The organism is Oceanisphaera ostreae (genome assembly GCF_042676125.1).
Taxonomy (GTDB): Bacteria; Pseudomonadota; Gammaproteobacteria; order Enterobacterales; family Aeromonadaceae; genus Oceanimonas; species Oceanimonas ostreae.
Map to the genome: position 1 here is coordinate 66,433 of NZ_JBHTJS010000032.1, position 20,284 is coordinate 86,716.

The following is a 20,284-nucleotide window of genomic DNA, read 5'->3' on the forward strand; positions in this document are numbered from 1 at the left end:
ATATAGAGGGTGCGTGGCAAAAATAGGCTTTAGATTGGTTTTTAGATTGTAGGAGGTTAAATATGGGATGGGCTTTCAGTGAGCTTGAAATAGAGCAGGTAGATCAATGGCCCGTCACCGCCAAAATAATGCTATTTATTATGTTATCGGCTGGATTATGCCTAGCTGGTGGCTATTTTATGGTGGCCGACCATTGGGCTCAGTGGCAGCAAGGCAAGCTACAAGAAGCAGAGTTAAAAGGTATTTTCGCGCAAAAATCTCAAATGGCGGCAAGTTTGCCAGCTTATCAGCAGCAGATTGAGCAACTGCAGCAGCAACAGCATCGGTTGTTAGATCAACTACCTAGCAAACGAGATGCCGCTAAAGTGCTGCATGATATTAGTGAGTTAGCGGAGCGTAATGGTATTAATCTAGCCAGTGTACGGTGGGAAAAAGAACAGCAACTGCTGCTTTCTGGTGAGTCTGCAGTTAAGCACTTTCCCACTGAACTGTCGTTACGCATTAAAGCACAGGGCCAATATCATCAGCTCGGACAATTTATTGCTCACCTATCGGCGTTGCCTCGTATTGTTATTATCGACAGCTTAGAGCTGTCTCGGCCTAATGGCGATGTACTCTCACCGCAGTTAAGTATGGAGCTGTTAGCTAACACCTACACTTACCCGACGGAGGAGGTCGTTACCACGCCATGATCAGACTCTTACGTTACTATATATTACCCATGCCCCATCGGCTGTTGCTTATTACGCTGTTTGCGACGATCGCGTGCAGTGAGCAACAATCGGTTGCAAGCTACATTGACGAAGAAAGCGCCAAGCCGGGCCAAGCACTTACGTCACTATCAGCCCCCGCACTCTATCAACCGCGTCCTTATAAGGCGACGGTGCAACGCAGCCCCTTTATGCCAGCTCAACCTATCTCTGTGCTCACTGAGCTTAAGCCTAGCGATCCATTGGTGCCTGCCCTCGGTTGCGAAGCCAAAAGCGAACTACAAGAAATGGTGCTGTCTGCCGCCGTATTTTCAACATGGACATTACGCGCCACGTTCACCAATGGTAACAAAACCGCTGCTCTTATCCATACGCCAAGCATCGGTATACAAACCGTCACTGTTGGCCAGCAACTCACACCGCTGCCAAGTCGAAGCCGAAACCCAAGCGAAATACCACATCAAGGACAAGCCCAGGATTTAATTGAAGTAACCGCCATCACATCCCAGCAGCTCACCCTAAAACACCAACGAACTCACAGCCCCAAGTGCACAAAAATCCAAGTTGTCACCCTAAATTTATACGATGACTAACTGCAGCGCCGAGCTCAGTACTGCATCTTAATAACAACCTCGAGTTGATTATCTTCGCTTCCCCCCGTATTGTGCACAACAGTATTTGTATTCCCATATCCTTGGCACTGTTATAGCTGTAGTTATAACAGTGGCCAAGTCGACATCAAACAGACCGAAAACGGGAAGGCGGACGCGAAGCAAAATAGCGACTAACGTCTTGCTCAAGGCTTCTTTGACCCCTTAGCGGGTGTTGTCCTTGCCAGCGAACGGCTCAGTTGCGATAATCTGGCGTCCAATTTCAGAAAGTTAAGGTTAGGTTCATCGTCGACCCTGCGGTGTTCGTGGGGCGCATTTGTTTGTGAGAATTTCGTGTAAATGGCTGAGAAACGCAATATCTTCCTAGTAGGGCCTATGGGTGCGGGCAAGAGCACCATCGGTAAATACCTAGCGCAGCAACTGCATATGGAGTTTTATGACTCCGACCATGAGATTGAGCGCCGTACCGGTGCCGATATCAGCTGGGTATTTGATGTCGAAGGCGAAGAGGGTTTTCGCGACCGCGAAGAAAAAGTAATCAACGACCTGAGTGAATTGCAGGGCATTGTGTTGGCGACTGGCGGCGGCTCCATAAAAAGCAAAGAAAGCCGCAACCGGTTGTCGGCTCGCGGCATAGTGGTATATTTAGAAACGCCAGTAGAAAAACAGCTGGCGCGGGTACAAAAAGATAAACGTCGCCCCTTGCTGCAAACCGAAGAAGCACCCGAAGACGTGCTAGAGCGGTTGGCTGCTGAGCGCAACACTTTGTACCAAGAAATTGCTGACTATGTCGTACGCACCGACGAGCAAGGCGCTAAGCTGGTGGCTAATCAAATAGCCGAGCTGATCGGCCTGTAACGGACAGGAGCTCCATGGAAAGGTTAACCGTGAGTTTGGGTGAGCGTAGCTACCCCATTATTATTGCTGAGCAACTGTTGGCGCAGGGAGAACTGCTGCGCAATGCTGTGCAAGGCAGTAAGGTATTAGTGGTCACCAACGAGGTGGTTGCTCCTTTATATCTCAACACGCTGCTGGCCGCCTTGGCGCCGCTGCAAGTTGAGTCATTGGTGCTACCCGATGGTGAGCAATTTAAAAACCTAGACACTTTTAATCAGGTGATGGGCACCTTACTGGCAGGCAATCATGGCCGCGATACCACCCTGATTGCTTTAGGTGGCGGTGTTATTGGCGATCTTACCGGCTTTGCAGCCGCTTGTTACCAGCGTGGGGTGCCGTTTATTCAGGTACCTACTACCTTACTGGCACAAGTTGACTCATCGGTAGGCGGCAAAACCGCGGTTAACCACCCTTTGGGCAAAAACATGATTGGGGCCTTCTATCAGCCGCAACTGGTGCTAATAGATACCCTATGTTTGCAAACCCTGCCCGAGCGTGAGTTTGCAGCCGGTTTGGCCGAGGTCATTAAATACGGTATTATTTGGGACGCTGAATTTTTTGCTTGGTTAGAGCTAAATGTGGCGCGCCTGCAACAGCTCGACGCCAGCGCATTAAGCTATGCCATTCGCCGTTGCTGCGAAATTAAAGCAGACATGGTGAGCCGTGATGAGCGAGAGCACGGAGTGCGCGCGCTGCTAAACCTAGGCCACACCTTTGGCCATGCCATAGAAGCCGAAATGGGCTATGGCAATTGGTTGCACGGAGAAGCGGTTGCGGTTGGCACTATGCAGGCTTGCTATACGGCAAGGTTGCGTGGCGAAATGACCGATGCCGACTTAGCGCGCGTCGAAAGCCTGTTAGTTAAGGCGCACTTGCCTGTACAGGGGCCTGCGACCATGACGTTAAGTCAATATTTGCCGCACATGATGCGCGATAAAAAAGTCTTGGCGGGGCAGTTACGGCTGGTGCTACCTATTGGAATTGGTCGTGCTCAGGTAGTGAGTGATGTGACCGAACAACAGCTGGCTCAGGTGGTGTCGGAATCCACTCCGTGACCGAAGCGGTTAACCTACCTTTTTCATCTCAACAGCAGCTGCTAGCGCGGCTGCTGCATCTTTCTCGCCTCGATACCGACTTTATTTTGCTTACCGGCTCACCTGGTGCAGGAAAGTCACATCTAGCCAATCAGTTAATTGTACAAACCTCGCTTTTACTCCCCATAGTGCTGGATGCTAAAGCGCTCAACAGCCACGCTCTTTTTCGCAACACACTACTCAGTTACTGGTTTCCTAAGGCGATTTTTGATGCAGAAGATCCCCTTATAGACTCTATGACCCGATTATTGCCGACCAGTTTACATAAACGATTGTTGGTGGTAGATAATAGCGCTTGGTTAACCGATGTCTTGCTGCAAGAATTGGTACAGCTGTACTGCGACTTACCTGCCGCGGTTCGCCCTTTTATATTATTATTGGGAGATGGTGAGTGGGCCGAACAGGTTCGAAAGCAGCTTGATGGTGCTATGCTGGCAAATATGTTGGAAGTAGAAGTGCCACCGTTAACCACCACCGATAAGCAAGGTTTATGGCAGGCATTGAAACTTCAGCCCCCTTTGGATGCTCATCAGGATATTCAATATCCGGGTGAGGTGCTCAACACAATGGAGCCACAGATGAATACACAATATTATCGTCAGCTGTTAACGCAAAAGTCAGTGAAAGTACTGCTTACTATTCTTATAGTGGTGCTGTTGCTCATTGTTATCGTGAGCTTAGTAGGGGGCTCGAATCAATCTGACACCGCCTTGACTCAACCGATTGATCAAGACCAAACGGCATTGCCCCAGCCTATGCCCGATGCTAACCAGACACCGGCTGAATTAAGCGCAGAACAAAACGATGACCCAAATAGCGCAGTCGCGCAACAGTGGCCCATAGAAGCATTGCCAGAAACGCCGGTCATTACCGGCAGCGACACCCAAACTCCAGACGACAGCGCAAAAGAACGCGTGGTTATTGAAGACGACGTTGTTAGCCAGTTAATGGAGCGCGAAGCTTTAACAGGGCAGCAGCCCGCGGCACAACCAGCGGCTCAGCCTAAACCCGCACCAGCCAAGCCAGCGCCGGCTAAGCCGACTGCCGCAGCCAACGTCCGTTTGGGCACGGTGGCTAACTTGATGCAAAAATCATCACAGCGTTACACCTTACAGCTAATGGCTGGTCGTAACAAAACCGTACTTGAGGCTTTGGCCGCCAAGTATAATCTAAATCCTGCTTGGGTATATCCGCGCGATATTAACGGACAGCCGTGGTTTGTATTAGTGCAAGGCGACTACTTATCGGCAAACCAAGCTCGTAATGCCATTAGTGGTTTAGCGTCAGAATTACAAGCCGCCAAACCCTGGCCCAAGCCCTTCGCCCAAGTACAAAAAGAAGCCAAACCATAACTATAACCATGACCCTAGCCATGGCAGCGGCTAATGGTTACAATGCGCGCCCTTTATCGGTTCGGCTTTAATGACAACAATGACTAAAACTCGAGCATTTTTAAAATGGGCTGGTGGTAAATACGGCCTAGTAGAGAGTATTAATCAGCGTTTGCCTGAAGCTCGTGAGCTGGTCGAGCCCTTCATGGGCGCGGGGTCAGTATTTCTGAACTCCAACTTTGAGTCTTATTTGCTCGCCGATATTAATGCTGATCTGATTCATTTATATCAGCTACTTAAAAGTCAGCCCGAGCTGTTTATTCGCGAAGCTGCGGCTTTGTTTACGCCGAGCAATAACGACAAAGCCGCTTACTACGATTACCGAGTGTCTTTTAATCAAGAACGCGATCGCTTTCGGCGCGCCTTATTATTCTTATACCTTAACCGCCACGGCTACAATGGCCTGTGCCGCTACAATAAAAGCGGCGGCTTTAATGTGCCTTTTGGTTCTTATAAGAAACCGTATTTTCCCGAGCGTGAACTGTGGTTTTTTGCCGAAAAAGCCCAAAAAGCCACCTTCGTCTGTCAAGGCTACGACGAGATATTTGCCCAAGCTAAACCAGATCAAGTATTTTACTGCGATCCGCCTTATGCCCCCTTGTCTAATACCGCCAGCTTTACCACCTATGCCGCCAATGGTTTCACCTTAGACGATCAAGCCATACTTGCACGTCTCGCCCGAGAAACCGCTGCCGACGGTATCCCGGTATTAGTTAGTAATCACGATATTCCGCTCACTCGTGAGCTCTACCGCGGTGCCGACCTACAAGTGGTCTCCGTAAAGCGCACCATCAGTCGCCATGCCCACAACCGCAAAAAAGTAGATGAATTGCTCGCGCTGTTTACTGAATGCAGCGCCGAGCGCCCAACGCCAAGCACTCAGCTTTAAAGTCTTCATTATTCTCGTTCCCATGCTCTGCGTGGGAATGCAGATCTGGCTGCTCCGCGACCAAAGCGACCCATCCACACCGAGCGTGGATGCGAGCCGAGTCTGGTTAGCTTGGCCGTCATAACGGGCTCGTTCCGGTATCGTCGCTTGGTGCTCGGTGCCAATTTGTTATAGAATTGAGCAGTTTTTTTGCGCCTAAGGGAAACCCCATGACCGACTACCTGATTGCCCCCTCAATTTTGTCTGCCGACTTCGCCCGCCTAGGGGAAGAAGTAGACAAAGTGCTACAGGCGGGAGCCGACGTCGTGCACTTCGACGTAATGGACAACCACTATGTGCCTAACCTGACCATAGGTCCTATGGTGTGCAAAGCACTGCGCGACTACGGCATTACAGCCCCCATAGACGTACACCTAATGGTTAAGCCCGTAGACAGCTTAGTGCCTCAGTTTGCCGAGGCGGGCGCTTCTATTATCACTTTTCATCCCGAAGCGTCTGACCATGTTGACCGCACACTTAGCCTCATAAAAGAGCAAGGCTGTCAGGCCGGTTTGGTATTTAATCCTGCCACGCCGCTAAGCTACCTCGACTATGTAATGGACAAAGTCGACGTTATCTTGCTGATGTCGGTTAACCCCGGTTTTGGCGGCCAGTCCTTTATCGACAACACGCTTGATAAATTGCGCGAAGCTCGCCTGCGTATCAACAACAGTGGTCGCAACATTCGTCTAGAAATCGACGGCGGCGTTAAGGTGGAGAATATTCGTGCCATTGCCGAGGCGGGTGCCGATATGTTTGTCGCAGGATCGGCCATTTTCAATCAACCAGACTATAAAGCCGTGATCGACCAAATGCGCAGTGAATTGGCTAAAGCCAATGTATAGCGGTGATGTAAGCGACATTAAGCTTATTCAATTTGATTTAGATGGCACCCTCATCGATAGCGTGCTGCAACTTTGGCAAGCCGTTAATCAGATGCTAATAGAGTCGGGCCATGCGCCGGTAGCAGAGCAACACGTACGGCACTGGGTAGGTAACGGGGCCGACATGCTAGTGCAACGTGCGCTGACCCATGCGCTAGGCCACAGCCCCAGTGCAGCCCTGCAACACACTGCACGCGCGTTATTTGATGCCGCCTACGAAAGCGTTGCCAGCCAAGAGGTGGTGTTATATCCGGGCGTTATCGACACCCTGAGCCAGCTCAAACAGGCCGGAAAAACCTTAGCGCTGGTGACCAATAAGCCTTATCGTTTCGTACCCAAAGTGTTGGCCGCCACTGGCCTAGATCAATACTTTTCGCTCGCGTTAGGTGGAGATAGTCTAGCGCAAAAAAAGCCCGATCCAGCGCCATTACTGCATGTGTGCCACACGCTTAACATTGCGCCGGCACAGAGCATGATGGTCGGCGACTCCGAAAATGACGTATTAGCTGCTAAAGCTGCGGGCATGGCGGTTGTGGGCCTAACCTATGGTTATAACTACGGCAAAGATATTGCCGATAGCCAACCCAACTGGGTGATGAACAACATTGCAGGCTTGGTTGAGCTACTGAGGCCACATTGAACAGCTAAAGCAGTGCCGCTGCCAACATACGGCACGAATGTAGTAGCTGCTTTAGCTGCTAAATCCTGCGCAGCAGGAGCTGGTGCACAAATACAAATTCTAACCCTTTTCGGTGAATGGGTGTTTGGGCTCGATGAAATAAGGCGGTATCTGAAATATCGGTGTTGAGATGTGGCTACGCCACATTGCACAGCTACAGCAGTGCTTACATCCGTGCAATTTGGCACAACAACACTGCGTTCACATACTGCACGAATGTAGTCGCTGCTTTAGCCGCGAAAACCTGCTTAATTAAAACCGAACATTAAAAATACACACAAGGAACATCCTAATGGTTGAACAACAGGCCAACGCATCGGCTAAACCCATCGTATTCAGTGGCGCCCAACCTTCCGGGCAGCTCACTATCGGCAACTACATGGGCGCGCTACGTCAATGGGTTAAAATGCAGCAAGACTACGACTGCCTATACTGCATCGTAGACATGCACGCTATTACTGTGCGTCAAGACCCCAAAGCCCTGCGCGCAGCCTGCTTAGACGCCGCCGCGCTATACATGGCCATTGGATTGGATCCTGAACAAAGCACCATTTTTCTGCAGTCTCATGTGCCAGAGCATGCCGAGCTATCTTGGGTATTAAACTGCTATACCCAGTTTGGCGAACTGTCACGCATGACCCAGTTTAAAGATAAATCTAGCCGCTACGCCGAAAACATCAACGCGGGTCTATTTACCTACCCCGCATTAATGGCTGCCGACATCTTGCTGTATCAAACTAGCCAAGTACCGGTAGGCAATGATCAAAAACAGCATCTGGAATTATCACGGGACGTCGCTCATCGCTTTAACCAGCTATACGGCGAGGTGTTCACCGTGCCTGAACCGTTTATTCCAACAGACGGCGCGCGCATCATGAGCTTGCAAGAGCCGACTAAAAAGATGTCTAAATCAGACGAGAACGTGAATAACTTTATCGGTTTGCTAGAAGACCCGAAAGTGATCAGCAAAAAGCTAAAACGTGCCGTTACCGACTCAGAAGATCCGCCCGTAGTGCGCTTTGATGTTGAAAACAAGCCAGGCGTATCAAACCTGTTAACCTTAATGTCTGGTGCCAGTGGTCGCAGCATTAAAGAGCTAGAACAGCACTTTGAAGGCAAAATGTATGGCCACCTTAAAGCGGACACTGCCGAGGCTGTATTGAGCATGCTCGAGCCCATTCAAACCCGTTTTCATGAATTGCGTGCCGACGAAGCAGAGCTTGCAAAAATCCTCACGCGAGGTGCCGATAAGGCCCGGCACAAAGCTGCGCAAACCCTGAAAAGCGTATATGATGTAATTGGCTTTGTTCCCAGAAGCCGCTAAGATTTAAGGAGCCCACAGGCTCCTTTTTAAATTACCTAATTGGATTTATAGCCTTTGATGACCGACAAACAGCCCCTTAATAGCGACCTAATCGACAAGCTGTATTGGTTGCGTAAATTTCGCATGGCCAAAAATGAAAGAACCTTAGAGTTAATGGTCTCTAAAGTGACCGATGATTATCACGTACATAGCGCCATTATGGCGGCCATCTACCTAGCCGAATGCCAACGTGAACGCGAACTAGCCCAAGGGCGTTTTCTTACACACTAACTTCTCAGCTTACTCGCTCATCAATGTATTATCCCTAATCGACGATTCACCGCCGAACAACTTTAATGCGCGCGAAGCACCATGTGGAATGGGCAGGGCTAAACTTAGATAAAAACTGATCCCAGCGCCTAACTTCGACGCACTCAAACGATATGTAATCTCAAGCGAGCAAAGGTATATAACAATACTAAGCTTAAGATAAGCGCCATTTGTTGGGTTAACTCGGCGTTTGATGTTTAGCGCGGGGCGCTTGAGTTTTAGTCAATACCTGTCAATATTCTTACCTTAACGATGTTCTTCCACTCAAGGTTTTTTAACATGCGCTTTTATAAAACGGGCCTAACACTATTGGCCGCTATGGTGTTAACTGCTTGCTCATCTAATACCGCACATCTGCCTACCAAAATAGAAGTGGCGCATGGCCCAACCACCATAGCGGGCGGCAACGCTAAAGGTGCTAACGACATCACCGTTATCACTCCGTATTTTGCCTTTGCCCTCGCTCAAGGTGAGCTAGTTGACCTTGCCATGTTGGAAGACGGCGTATTCAGCAAAGATCTCGTTAAATCGGTTGATTTTATCCCCGGTGAAGGGAAAGCCACTTTTGAAAAAACCGAGATTATTAAGCAAACCGATAACGAATTAGAAATTGAAGTCACCCGCAGCTGGAATGGCCATCGGCTGCTAAGCCGCTATGAAGTCAGCAAAGACTACCCCGGCATCAAGCTCACCACCAAGGTACTCGATCCCATAACAGGCAGCTCGTTTGCCGGTTATCGACTAGAGCGTAATCAGCCCATCAATAAAGACGTAGCCAGCTATAACGACATGACGCGCATGGTACACAGCCACTGGACCTCGGGTCAGTTGCAGTATGATCTAAGTGAATTACATGAAACCGACGATTTACGTCGCAGCTATTCTGGTAGCAATAACGAATTTAGCGTGTGGCTTAGCGCCGGTTCACTGGGTAGCCTGCGTTCCGATACCGAAATGTACACCACTGCCAGCCCTAAAGCAGAGCTCGGTTTATTTGATCTAAAATCGACTAGTGGCACCTTCGAAACCTATTTGTCTGTGATGCGCCAACGTTGGAGCCGAGGCGAGCGTGTATACTTAAACGCCGGCCCTAAGCTAAAAAATGCCAAGCATAACAGCGGAAAAATATACGCTTATACTCCCAAAGGACGCATTACTGCAGATTTTGCCAGCGCAGCCGCTAAAGGCCACAGCTTCGTCAGCTTCGGCCCCGAGGTGTATCCCATCACCACCAACTTCGGCGGTGAAGCTACTCCTTATAACAAAACCGAAGTCGAATTTCGCTCCGAGATAGGCCTCGCTAAAGCCGAAGTATGGCTAGACGGCAAACAAGTAGCCGGTTGGAAAATCAACGGCGCTAAATGGTTTAGAACGGGCGTGCCCGTTCCTCCTAACCGCACTTGGATGCAGTGGGTAGTAGAAGACCAACAAGGCAACAAAGCCTACTCAAATCCTATTTGGATTAAGTAAATTTCAGCGCTGAGCACCAAGCGTAATGCTTAATTTTTAATGAAAAGCCGCGAGAAATTCCAACTCACGGCTTTTTGCATATAGCACGAATGTAGGCACTGCTTTAGCTGTGCAATGGCGCGGAGCGGCATCTTTGCTCCGATATTTACCGTAACACCGTATTTTCTCAAATCTACAAACCTAGCCATTCTCACGGGATGAACCCGTGCATAAGAACCTGCTGCGCAGGTTTGCACGGCTAAAGCGGGTGCCTACATTCGTGCAATATGTTGGCAGCGGCACTGGTTCTGAACTTTATTAAACATTCAACATTACGCTTACCGCTGGTTTTGCTAATTCAATTCATTCTCATTGCGACTACGTTATTCAAGTTAAATCAATAACTTATCTTTGTTTTTGGTTTGTAAAAAACCTAAATAGCGACTATGCTTACTCCATTATTCCGAGGGGGAAATTTATGAACGGCGATAAAAAGGTCATTGAGTACCTAAACCAGGTGCTGAGCATAGAGCTCACCTCCATCAATCAGTACTTTTTGCATGCTCGTATGTTTAAAAACTGGGGCTTTAGCCAGTTAGATGAGCGTGAATACAAAAAATCCATTAAAGACATGAAACAAGCTGATAAACTTATCGAGCGCGTTTTGTTTCTAGAAGGGTTGCCTAACCTGCAGCACCTTAATCGTCTGCGCATTGGTGAAAACACCCAAGAAATGCTGCAATGCGACAAGCTGCAAGTAGAAGAGCAGCTACAAGTATTAAAAGACGCCATCGCCTATTGCGAGTCGGTGCAAGAATATGTATCGCGCAAACTGTTGTGCGAAATTGAAGAATACGAAGAAGCCCATCTCGACTGGATAGACTGCCAGCTAGACCTGATCAGTGTGTTAGGTCTCGAGAACTATCAACAGTCGAAAATGTAAGGGGAGCCAAACATGAAAGGTAGCGCCAAGGTAATAGCTGCATTAAACGATCTGCTTGCCGGCGAGCTTAGCTCAATGGACCAGTATTTTATCCACTCTCGCATGTATGAAGATTGGGGATTTCAAAAACTGTTCGAGCGCATTGACCACGAATTTGATGACGAAAAAGGCCACGCATCTTTAATCATTCAGCGCATCTTGTTCTTGGGTGGCACCCCAGACATGGTCGCCCGTGCGCCGCTTAATATCGGTAAAGACGTGCCTGCCATGCTGCAAAGTGATCTCAATTTAGAGCTTAAAGTGATTGATGATCTGCGCAATGTTATGGCCCTGTGTGAGCAAGAGCGTGACTACCAATCTCGCGACATGCTACAAGTACTGCTATCCGACACCGAAAACGACCACACTCACTGGTTAGAACAACAAGTGGGCTTAATCGACAAAATCGGCCTGCAGAACTACTTACAGTCACAAATGTAAAAGCTGACAGCGCCGAGCACCAAGCTAAAAAAGAAAGCCGCGAACCTCGCGGCTTTTTTGCACCTTGGTAATACTTGTAGGCGCTGCTTCAGCTGCGCAATGTGGCGCAGCCACATCCCAACACCGATTTTTCATATACCGCTGTATTATTACAAAACCATTTACCGCTCGGGGGGGATTGCGCGCCTCAGATCCTGCTACGTAGGATTTAGCAGCTAAAGCAGCTACTACATTCGTGCAGTATATTGGTAACTGCGCGGGATTAATCTACAACCACATTGCATCCCACAGCGGGTAATCTCCCAACTTATTCACTAACCCTGCCCGTAATGGATTAGCCACTATATAACGGGCCACCTGCACGAGATCTTCTTCTCTACGAATAGCTCTGTCGATCACACCTCTTTGCCATAGGTTGCCTTGACGGCCTAAATGTTGATTAATGGCTTTGGCAGACCGTCCTTTGCATAATTGAAGAGCATCGCCTAAAGAATGACTGTCACCTAACTGCATTAACCAGTGCAAATGATCCGGCATTATCACCCAAGCCAGTGAACTTGCCACTTGCTGTTGCTGTAGGTCTTTTAAGATGTGGACCAAGATGCGACCTGATTTCCAGCAAGCAAACACCGGCTGACGCCGATAAGTACACACAGTTACATGATAAATCTGCCCTGATAGAGAGGTTCTCCCCGCCAGAGCGCTTTGATATGGCATATAACCCCCACCACAAATTCAAAGTGTAGGCCAAACTCCATCGTGCACCAGATCCTGCTACGCAGGATGTAGGCGCAGCTTCAGCTACGCAGGATGTAGGCGCAGCTTCAGCTGCGCAATGTGGTGCAGCCACATCCCAACACCGACTTTTCATATGCCGCGGTATTATTTCAAAACCATTCACCGCTCGGGGTGGATTGCGTGTATCAGATCCTGCTACGCAGGATTTAGCAGCTAAAGCAGCTACTACATTCGTGCAGCATGTAAACATAGGTGCCACTGTTACTAACATACAGCACGGATGTAGGCGCTGCTTCAGCTGCGCAATGTGGCGCAGCCACATCCCAACACCGATTTTTCATATACCGCTGTATTATTTCAAAACCATTCACTGCTCGGGGTGGATTGCGTGCATCAGCTCCTGCTACGCAGGATTTAGCAGCTAAAGCAGCTACTACATTCGTGCAATATATTGGTAGCGTGACAGTTGTGTAATGGCGCTTTCCATTATTACCCCGTGGTAAAAATCATTTCCATTTTTAGCCGTTGTTACTTTTTTGCCATGTAATACAATGACAACAATACAAGCCTTGCGCTTGCTGTTAATGTTTAATGCTGTAACTTTTTGTTCTTCATTCAAAATTAAATATTAACAATTCAACATTGTGCGAAGCACCATCACTTATCAACAGGAGTAAACCCATGGAAATGATCAAAACTCGTGCCGCCGTTGCTTGGGAAGCAGGCAAGCCGCTTTCTATTGAAGAAGTCGATCTCATGCCGCCGCAAAAAGGCGAAGTGCTAGTGCGCATCGTGGCTACCGGCGTGTGCCATACCGATGCTTTTACCCTGTCTGGTGACGATCCTGAGGGTATCTTTCCGGCCATTCTAGGCCACGAAGGCGGTGGTATTGTTGAAGCGATAGGCGAGGGCGTGACCACGCTTGAAGTGGGCGACCATGTTATTCCGCTCTACACCGCCGAATGTGGCGTGTGTAAGTATTGTACGTCTGGCAAAACCAACTTGTGCCAAGCAGTGCGCGCCACTCAAGGCCAAGGCTTAATGCCAGATGGCACCACGCGCTTCTTTAAAGACGGCAAACCTATCTTCCATTACATGGGTTGCTCCACCTTTGCTGAACGCACCGTAGTACCAGAAATCTCGTTGGCTAAAATCAATAAAGAAGCGCCGTTAGAAAAAGTCTGTTTGCTCGGCTGTGGCGTGACTACTGGTTTAGGCGCCGTTAAACACACCGCCAATGTGCAAGAAGGCGATACGGTAGCGGTATTTGGTTTAGGCGGTATTGGTTTAGCGGTGATCATTGGTGCGGTAATGGCCAAAGCCAGCCGTATTATTGCCATCGACATCAACGAAGATAAGTTTGAAGTCGCCAAGCAATTGGGTGCGACCGACTGCCTTAATCCCAACGATTTTGATAAGCCAATTCAAGAAGTGATCGTTGAGATGACAGACGGCGGCGTCGATTTTTCGTTTGAGTGTATCGGCAACGTTAAAGTGATGCGCTCAGCACTTGAAGCCTGCCACAAAGGCTGGGGCGAGTCGGTCATTATTGGTGTAGCCGGTGCCGGCCAAGAAATTTCTACGCGTCCGTTCCAGTTAGTGACCGGTCGCGTATGGAAAGGTTCTGCTTTTGGTGGCGTAAAAGGTCGTTCACAATTGCCGGGTATCGTAGATCAGTACATGAACGGCGAATTCGAGCTAGATACCTTTATTACCCACACCATGGGCCTAGAAGATATCAACAAAGCCTTCGACCTAATGCATGAAGGTAAATCGATCCGCACCGTGATCCACTTCGATAAATAATCTAAACAAAGCCGTAAGCTGTCAGCCGTAAGCGATAAGCTAAAGATAAATCCGAGTAACGGTTGGCCGTTCTATGATCGGTTTGGTCTGCCTGACAGCTGAAAGCTTACCGCTTACAGCTGTCTTTTAAGGAGCTTCCATGCACGTTGTACAAGAACAAGCCTGTTTTGGTGGTCGTCAAATACGCTATCAGCATGATTCTAGTGTGCTTAATTGCAGCATGCAGTTTTCGGTATTTTTACCGCCGCAGGCAGAGCAGGGTCCGGTGCCGGCAGTGTATTGGCTGTCGGGTTTAACCTGTAGCGACGAAAACTTCGCTAGCAAAGCGGGCGCCCAGCGTGTGGCGGCTGAATTAGGGCTGGCGCTGATTATTCCTGATACCAGCCCCCGAGGCGAAGGCGTAGCCGACGATGAAAATGGCGCTTACGACTTAGGTTTAGGCGCAGGGTTTTATGTTAATGCCACTCAAGCCCCGTGGAATAAACACTATCACATGTATGACTATGTGCTAAGTGAACTCCCAGCGTTAGTAGAAGCCGAGTTACCGCTGTCTGGCAAGCGCGCCATTAGTGGTCACTCTATGGGCGGCCATGGTGCATTAGTACTAGCACTGCGTAACCCTGAGCGCTTTGTGTCTGTGTCGGCGTTTTCACCTATTAGTAACCCGAGCGACTGCCCGTGGGGCCATAAAGCACTGGGTGCCTATTTAGGCGATAACCGCCAAATGTGGGCGCATTACGATGCCAGCCTACTATTGGTGAGTAAAGGTTGTACGCTGCCAATATTAGTCGACCAAGGCGAAGCGGATAACTTTTTGCACGAACAGCTAAAGCCGCAAGCGTTAGTACAAGCGGCCAAGCAGGCGAATGCAGATTTAACCCTGCGCATGCAGGCAGGCTACGATCACAGCTACTACTTCATCGCCAGCTTCATAGAAGACCACCTGCGCTTTCATGCCAAGCACCTTGGCTAACGCAATGCTTAATTGCTAATGTTTAATCAAAAAGCCGCCGTTGCGGCTTTTTTTGTAGCTGATGTTCGGCAGTCAAGGTCGGCGCCAATATTTATATACAGCACCAATAACCCCTACGGCTGTGATCAATCAGCAAGATGCACGCGCCGTCACCCAGGAGTACCGGAATATGGCGAAGGCCAGGCACCCTCTGACTGTCTTTGGTTTTGTTTTCACGGATAAAACTGTTACCTCTCGTTAAGCACCGAGTTGTCTGCTAACCCTACCCTCAGGCGGCTCCGTGGCGTAGATACCTTTGTTCGACCTTTACATGAAATAAAATCAGACCATTTGTTTAGTGTGATTGGTATAAGCTGCAGTGGCCAGGCTCATCCTTTAGTAAAAGGCCCAACTTCACCGAGCCGCTGAGCAATCCTCGTCTAATCCCCTCACAGTCTTTATTCACTCAAGTCGATCCATCACTATGAACCAGTTTCGTTTGAGATGGTTACCTGCTGTCGATTACCCGACACATCAGAAAGCGGCTGGACTCGTTTGGCGGTTTGTCGTTTGCGCCACCAGCCCCAGCTAATAAAGGCTGCACCGAGTACCAAGGCGTAACCGGCTTCTATCCCTAATGACACAAACACCCCTAAACATAACAGGCTGGCAAGAGAGGCTAGCCAACGGTGGCTGCCGCTTAGCAGTTTTACGCCGGCGACCATGGCGAGTAGATACACCAAAATAAAGTTGCCGTTGGCGTAGCGCATTAAGGCTTCAAGAGGCAGCTGAAACAACCATGCGACTAATACGCACAGTGCACTGGCGGTGACTACCCATATTAGGGCGCGAAATGGCACGCCTTTGCGATTAAGTTTGGCTAATGAGGCGGGGAGTTTACCTTCATCAGCCATGCTCCACAGCAGGCGAGAAAAACCCTGAACATATAAATTTAGACCGGCAAAGCAGGTTAAATAGCCGACGATGGCGGCGGCCCAGCGACCAGGTTCGCCAAAAAAGGTGGCCATTAATGTCGGAAACGAGGTGGTGTTGGTGACTTCATTACCAAACACGCCAAATTTAACAACCGCTACCGCATAGGCTAAATAGATAAGGCCCGCCAGTAATACGCCCAATAATAGGGCGAGTGGATAATCTCGCTCGGGGCGTTTAAATTCCTCTCCCATATGAGTAAAAGCCTCTAACCCCACAAAGCACCAAAACATTACGGCCAAGGTGGCAGGCAGGGCAGTCCATTGTACGTTTTGCATCGCCGGAAAGGCGCTTAAACCGGTGCTGACTAAGTTGCCGCTTAACCATACGGCACTCAACAAGCCAATAATGGCCAGTGCGATGATCAGCTGAATTAACCCCGAGGCTCCGCTGTTGCGGGTACCCAGCAGCATCACCAAACCTAAGGTGCCCAGCTGTATTAATAAGTCGCCGGTGACATTAAAGTTAAATAAGGCATGCCAAAAGCCGGTGGTCAGAGTGAGCATGGCGGGTAGGCCGACGGGCAGCACGGCTAAAAATAGAAATGCCGATAACTTTTCCATGTTTGCCCCTAATGCGCGACCAATAAGGTGCGGCGCACCGCCAGCATGAGGGAAGGACCGGCCTAGACGGGCGAAGGTAAACGCGATGGGGAGCACTAATATCATTAGCAACAGCCAGGCCCATAACGAGTCGCTCCCCGCTAAGCTTGCAGCCACCGCCGGCACCACAAAGATACCGCTGCCCAGTAACGAGGTCGCCATCATGGCGGTGCCATAACCCAATCCCAGCTGTTTATGTAAACGCCCCATGCAGTTTTAATTCCCTATGCACGCGCTACGCTGCGCGGTGTTTGTGTTTAAAATGCTGCTTCGCGCTATCAGTCAGCTAAAGCAAGCTGCTATAAAAGTGGTGCTGTATTTAAGTTTTTAGCTCGGCGCTCGGTGCCGTTTAATTCTGATATATTAGCGCCCTATAAAGAGAAATAGGCGTGTCACAGTGGTGCTTGTACAGCGCTAAACGTCGTATTAGGCCGACGTTTAGCGGGTAGGGGCGAAAAGGGGATGCAGTGGATAAGTTTGACCAACAAATATTGACCTTATTGGTAGCTAACGCGCGCATGGCAGTGGCAAGCATAGCGCGCGAGGTTAACTTATCGCGCTCGGCGGTGTCAGAGCGCATTAAAAGCTTAGAAGAGCGGGGTATTATTCAAGGCTATCATGCTCGAGTGGGTAAAGAGCCAGCGTTGGTGCGCGCTTATTTTGCGCTTTGTTATCACGTACGCCAGTGCGAGCAGTATGCTGAGTCATTGCGTGGCGTACCCGAAATTAAACTGTGCTATACCATTAGCGGCGAAACCGACATGTTAGTGTATGTAGAAGCCGCATCTATGGCGCGATTAGACGCTATTCGCCATCTTATTGAACATACGCCCCATATTAAAACCGTGCGCACCCACATGATTTTAGGCGAAGTGATCAACACGCTGGTTTAAAAAAAGCGTCGATATGCTGGTAATAGCGTCGCTGTTTGCATACGGCACGAATGTAGTAGCTGCTTTAGCTGCTAAAACCTGCGCAGCAGGTTATTATGCAGCAAAGCTAATGCTTTGCGATATCTGCCCTGCCAACTCCGTACGGTGAATGGATTTATATTTAATGGGGTATGGGCGATATATGAAACATCGGAGTTGGGATGTGGCTACGCCACATTGCACAGCTAAAGCAGTGCCTACATCCGTGCAATATGCAGGCAGCGACGTTGTTTGTATACAGCACGAATGTAGTAGCTGCTTTAGCTGCTAATATCCGGCAACGCCGGATCTGATGCACGAAGCCTACCCTGTAGTCGGTATGTAAACGCCGGTTCTGGTGCTTGGGTTCAAGCCGTGTGTAGTAAGCAAAATACAAGACCTAACCCGTTGCTTTCTCAACAAAACATTAAAGGGTACTATGCAAATATTTCGGGCGCACTGGATGGCGCCTTGGTTTAACCACCCTTTTTTAGCCAGTGAACTCACCGACCATGGCGTAGTGCTGCACCTTAAGCGTGAGCGCCACAGCGTGAGCTGGCATGAGTTAAGTGCGCCGCCTAAGCTTGCCCAAGGACGGCGGCTATATCGGCTGCATTTATATTGTACCCAAGGTGATATTGAGCTGGGCTGGCTGCCAAAAGTGGTGGCTGAGTCGTTATATAACGCAATTACGCTGGCGTGGTTTCGTTTTCAGGCTGCGCGTATTTTGCCGTTGGCTGAGTCGTGCTTAAAGGTGTTGGAACAAGGTTATTTACGCCAATCACGCTGGCAGCAATTACAGCAACTGTTAACTCAAGCCAGTCAGTTTGAGCTGCAGCAAGCGGCCATTAACTGGGCTACTCTCACACCGCCAATGGGCTTGAGTGATCGCGAAGCGGCCGCCCTTGGTTTAATGGCCACATTAATGGCGGCCGACGACACCTGGCGTGAACAATGCTGTGCTGATTATTGCCAACAAATGCTGGCCGACTTTAGTGACTTATTTGACTCGCTAGAGGCGCACCCATTAACACCGGCCCAACGTTTGGCCTGTGTGGTAGATGAAGATCATAATTTAGTATTGGCGGGGGCTGGGTGTGGTAAAACCAGCGTGATGACCGCCCGCGCCGCGTTTTTGGTGGCCTCCCAACAGGCCAATCCTGAAGATCTGTTATTACTGGCGTTTGGTAATGAAGCGGCGGCAGAAATGGCCGAACGATTGGCGCAACAGCCTACTACCCGCACCGTTAAAACCAGTACCTTTCATGCGTTGGGCTTAATGATTTTGTCCAAAGTTAATGGCCATACTCCAAGGCTTAGCCCGTTGGCACAGCAAGAAAGCGCCCGCATTCAGGCTTTTGCTCAGTGGTTAGAGCAATTATGTAGCGAGGACGAAGATTACAATCTTCGCTTACAAAATTGGCTACGGTTACATCGGTTTCAGGTGGTGCCACAGCCTGATTATCGCCGTGTGGCTCGGGAGTGGGCGCCGATAGTGACGGCGCTTAAGCTCTATGGTGAGCCCGAACCTGCAGACTTATCCTCAGAGCTTGCCGAGCAGCTAACGTTAGTGCTGCCGCTATTACACCGTTATCAGCATTCCTTGGCCGAACAAGGCCATATTGACTTTGACGACATGATAGAGCAGGCCACCGAACTGGTTCGTCAAGGGCGATTTACCGTACCTTGGCGGTATATTTTGGTGGACGAATTTCAAGATATATCGGCCCCGCGCGCCGCGTTATTACAGGCGCTGCGCGACGCGGTACCCGAGTTATCACTGTTTTGTGTCGGTGATGATTGGCAAGCCATTTATCGCTTCAGCGGGGCGGATGTGACGTTAACCACCCGCTTTGCCGAATATTTTGGTGCTAGCCGCGTCACCAAGTTAGATAAAACCTTTCGTTTTAATAACCAAATTGAACAAGTGGCCAGCCGCTTTGTGCAACGCAATCCCGAGCAATTACCTAAAACGTTAACCACTCATTTGCGCAGTAATTCGCCCAGCGTGCATGTGCTGCCTGTCGACAGCAACAGCCAAATAGATGCCATTAGCAGGCTGCTGGGGCAAGTTGCCGCCGAGCAGCCACAAGCTTCGGTATATGTACTGGCGCGGTTTCGCTTTAGCCTGCCCGATGAGGCTCAGCTTGTTGCGTGGCGTCGGCGTTTTCCTAGCTTAAACATTGCCGTGCACACCTTGCATGGTGCTAAAGGCAAAGAAGCTGATCATGTGATTATATTGGGCTTAAGCCGTGGCAAATACGGTTTTCCGCCTGAGCAAAGCGCTACCGCCTTGCTTGATATATTATTACCTGAAGCCGAAACCTTCCTCCACGCTGAAGAACGTCGCTTATTTTACGTTGGTCTCACTCGGGCCCGGCAACAAGTATTCTTGCTCGCCGACCAACAAATACCCTCTACTTTCGTCAAAGAGCTGAGCGGCGGCGGGTATCCCGGTGTGAGTAAGTGGGAATAGAAAGCTTTAAGCGGTCAGCCGTAAGCTGTAAGTTAGAAACATGGAATGGCCCGACTAAAGTAGACACCAGTTTAAGCAGCATTAAGTTGCTGTGCATATGCGTTGGG

The 20,284-nt window shown here is 49.5% G+C and carries 19 protein-coding genes; 17 read left to right on the forward strand and 2 right to left on the reverse strand.

From position 1 onward, the window contains the following. Window positions 1-62 precede the first annotated feature (62 nt). The 13 genes from pilO (at window position 63) to bfr (ACFQ1C_RS08135) (ending at window position 11,699) form a co-directional block, all read left to right on the forward strand. The gene (gene pilO, locus ACFQ1C_RS08075) at window positions 63-692 is read left to right on the forward strand and encodes a type IV pilus inner membrane component PilO (RefSeq protein WP_379558097.1); all 630 of its coding nucleotides are present in this window, start codon (window positions 63-65) and stop codon (window positions 690-692) included. Further along, window positions 689-1,303 carry a pilus assembly protein PilP gene (locus tag ACFQ1C_RS08080; RefSeq protein WP_379558098.1) on the forward strand — a complete coding sequence of 205 codons (615 nt, stop codon included), beginning with the start codon at window positions 689-691 and terminating at the stop codon, window positions 1,301-1,303. The genes pilO and ACFQ1C_RS08080 overlap by 4 nt, the downstream gene beginning before the upstream one ends. A 357-nt stretch (window positions 1,304-1,660) precedes the next feature. Further along, a complete protein-coding gene (gene aroK / locus ACFQ1C_RS08085; protein ID WP_379558099.1) occupies window positions 1,661-2,179 on the forward strand; it encodes a shikimate kinase AroK in 519 nt (172 codons plus the stop codon). A 14-nt stretch (window positions 2,180-2,193) separates the two neighbouring features. After that, window positions 2,194-3,273: a 3-dehydroquinate synthase gene (gene aroB / locus ACFQ1C_RS08090; protein WP_379558100.1), complete on the forward strand. Its 1,080-nt coding sequence runs from the start codon at window positions 2,194-2,196 to the stop codon at window positions 3,271-3,273. Continuing rightward, window positions 3,270-4,664 carry an SPOR domain-containing protein gene (locus ACFQ1C_RS08095; RefSeq protein WP_379558101.1) on the forward strand — a complete coding sequence of 465 codons (1,395 nt, stop codon included), beginning with the start codon at window positions 3,270-3,272 and terminating at the stop codon, window positions 4,662-4,664. Before aroB ends, ACFQ1C_RS08095 begins: the two co-directional genes overlap by 4 nt. A 79-nt stretch (window positions 4,665-4,743) precedes the next feature. Next, window positions 4,744-5,592: a Dam family site-specific DNA-(adenine-N6)-methyltransferase gene (locus ACFQ1C_RS08100; RefSeq protein ID WP_379558102.1), complete on the forward strand. Its 849-nt coding sequence runs from the start codon at window positions 4,744-4,746 to the stop codon at window positions 5,590-5,592. A 209-nt stretch (window positions 5,593-5,801) separates the two neighbouring features. Continuing rightward, window positions 5,802-6,476 (forward strand): ribulose-phosphate 3-epimerase, encoded by a 675-nt coding sequence (rpe, locus tag ACFQ1C_RS08105; protein WP_379558103.1) that lies wholly within the window; start codon window positions 5,802-5,804, stop codon window positions 6,474-6,476. Continuing rightward, window positions 6,469-7,155 (forward strand): phosphoglycolate phosphatase, encoded by a 687-nt coding sequence (locus ACFQ1C_RS08110; RefSeq protein ID WP_379558104.1) that lies wholly within the window; start codon window positions 6,469-6,471, stop codon window positions 7,153-7,155. The genes rpe and ACFQ1C_RS08110 overlap by 8 nt, the downstream gene beginning before the upstream one ends. Before the next feature lie 331 nt (window positions 7,156-7,486). After that, window positions 7,487-8,518: a tryptophan--tRNA ligase gene (gene trpS / locus ACFQ1C_RS08115; RefSeq protein ID WP_379558105.1), complete on the forward strand. Its 1,032-nt coding sequence runs from the start codon at window positions 7,487-7,489 to the stop codon at window positions 8,516-8,518. Window positions 8,519-8,575: 57 nt separating this feature from the next. Beyond that, complete coding sequence (locus tag ACFQ1C_RS08120; protein ID WP_379558106.1) at window positions 8,576-8,788, forward strand: hypothetical protein; 213 nt, start codon at window positions 8,576-8,578, stop codon at window positions 8,786-8,788. A 318-nt stretch (window positions 8,789-9,106) separates the two neighbouring features. Further along, a complete protein-coding gene (locus ACFQ1C_RS08125; RefSeq protein WP_379558107.1) occupies window positions 9,107-10,297 on the forward strand; it encodes a hypothetical protein in 1,191 nt (396 codons plus the stop codon). 457 nt (window positions 10,298-10,754) lie between these two features. Beyond that, entirely contained in the window at window positions 10,755-11,219 is a 465-nt protein-coding gene (bfr, locus tag ACFQ1C_RS08130) for a bacterioferritin (RefSeq protein ID WP_379558108.1), read from the forward strand. Window positions 11,220-11,231: 12 nt separating this feature from the next. Beyond that, entirely contained in the window at window positions 11,232-11,699 is a 468-nt protein-coding gene (gene bfr, locus ACFQ1C_RS08135; protein ID WP_379558109.1) for a bacterioferritin, read from the forward strand. A 267-nt stretch (window positions 11,700-11,966) separates the two neighbouring features. On the opposite strand, the gene ACFQ1C_RS08140 is transcribed toward bfr (ACFQ1C_RS08135), so the two are convergent. Further along, window positions 11,967-12,416 (reverse strand): REP-associated tyrosine transposase, encoded by a 450-nt coding sequence (locus ACFQ1C_RS08140; RefSeq protein ID WP_379558110.1) that lies wholly within the window; start codon window positions 12,414-12,416, stop codon window positions 11,967-11,969. 702 nt (window positions 12,417-13,118) lie between these two features. On the opposite strand from ACFQ1C_RS08140, the gene ACFQ1C_RS08145 reads away from it, so the two are divergent. Together ACFQ1C_RS08145 and fghA are read left to right on the forward strand one after the other, a co-directional pair. Further along, on the forward strand, window positions 13,119-14,243 hold the full coding sequence (locus ACFQ1C_RS08145; RefSeq protein WP_449290065.1) for an S-(hydroxymethyl)glutathione dehydrogenase/class III alcohol dehydrogenase: 1,125 nt from the start codon (window positions 13,119-13,121) through the stop codon (window positions 14,241-14,243). A 139-nt stretch (window positions 14,244-14,382) separates the two neighbouring features. Continuing rightward, window positions 14,383-15,216 (forward strand): S-formylglutathione hydrolase, encoded by an 834-nt coding sequence (gene fghA, locus ACFQ1C_RS08150; RefSeq protein ID WP_379558111.1) that lies wholly within the window; start codon window positions 14,383-14,385, stop codon window positions 15,214-15,216. Between the two features lie 461 nt (window positions 15,217-15,677). Here fghA and yjeH read toward each other — a convergent pair whose 3' ends face one another. After that, window positions 15,678-17,000, reverse strand: a complete 1,323-nt coding sequence (gene yjeH, locus ACFQ1C_RS08155) for an L-methionine/branched-chain amino acid transporter (RefSeq protein WP_379558112.1) — start codon at window positions 16,998-17,000, stop codon at window positions 15,678-15,680. Window positions 17,001-17,257: 257 nt separating this feature from the next. Here yjeH and ACFQ1C_RS08160 point away from each other — a divergent pair, with 257 nt between their 5' ends. Further along, the gene (locus ACFQ1C_RS08160) at window positions 17,258-17,683 is read left to right on the forward strand and encodes an Lrp/AsnC family transcriptional regulator (RefSeq protein ID WP_379558113.1); all 426 of its coding nucleotides are present in this window, start codon (window positions 17,258-17,260) and stop codon (window positions 17,681-17,683) included. A 457-nt stretch (window positions 17,684-18,140) separates the two neighbouring features. Continuing rightward, window positions 18,141-20,177 (forward strand): UvrD-helicase domain-containing protein, encoded by a 2,037-nt coding sequence (locus ACFQ1C_RS08165; protein WP_379558114.1) that lies wholly within the window; start codon window positions 18,141-18,143, stop codon window positions 20,175-20,177. The last annotated feature ends 107 nt before the right edge of the window (window positions 20,178-20,284 follow it).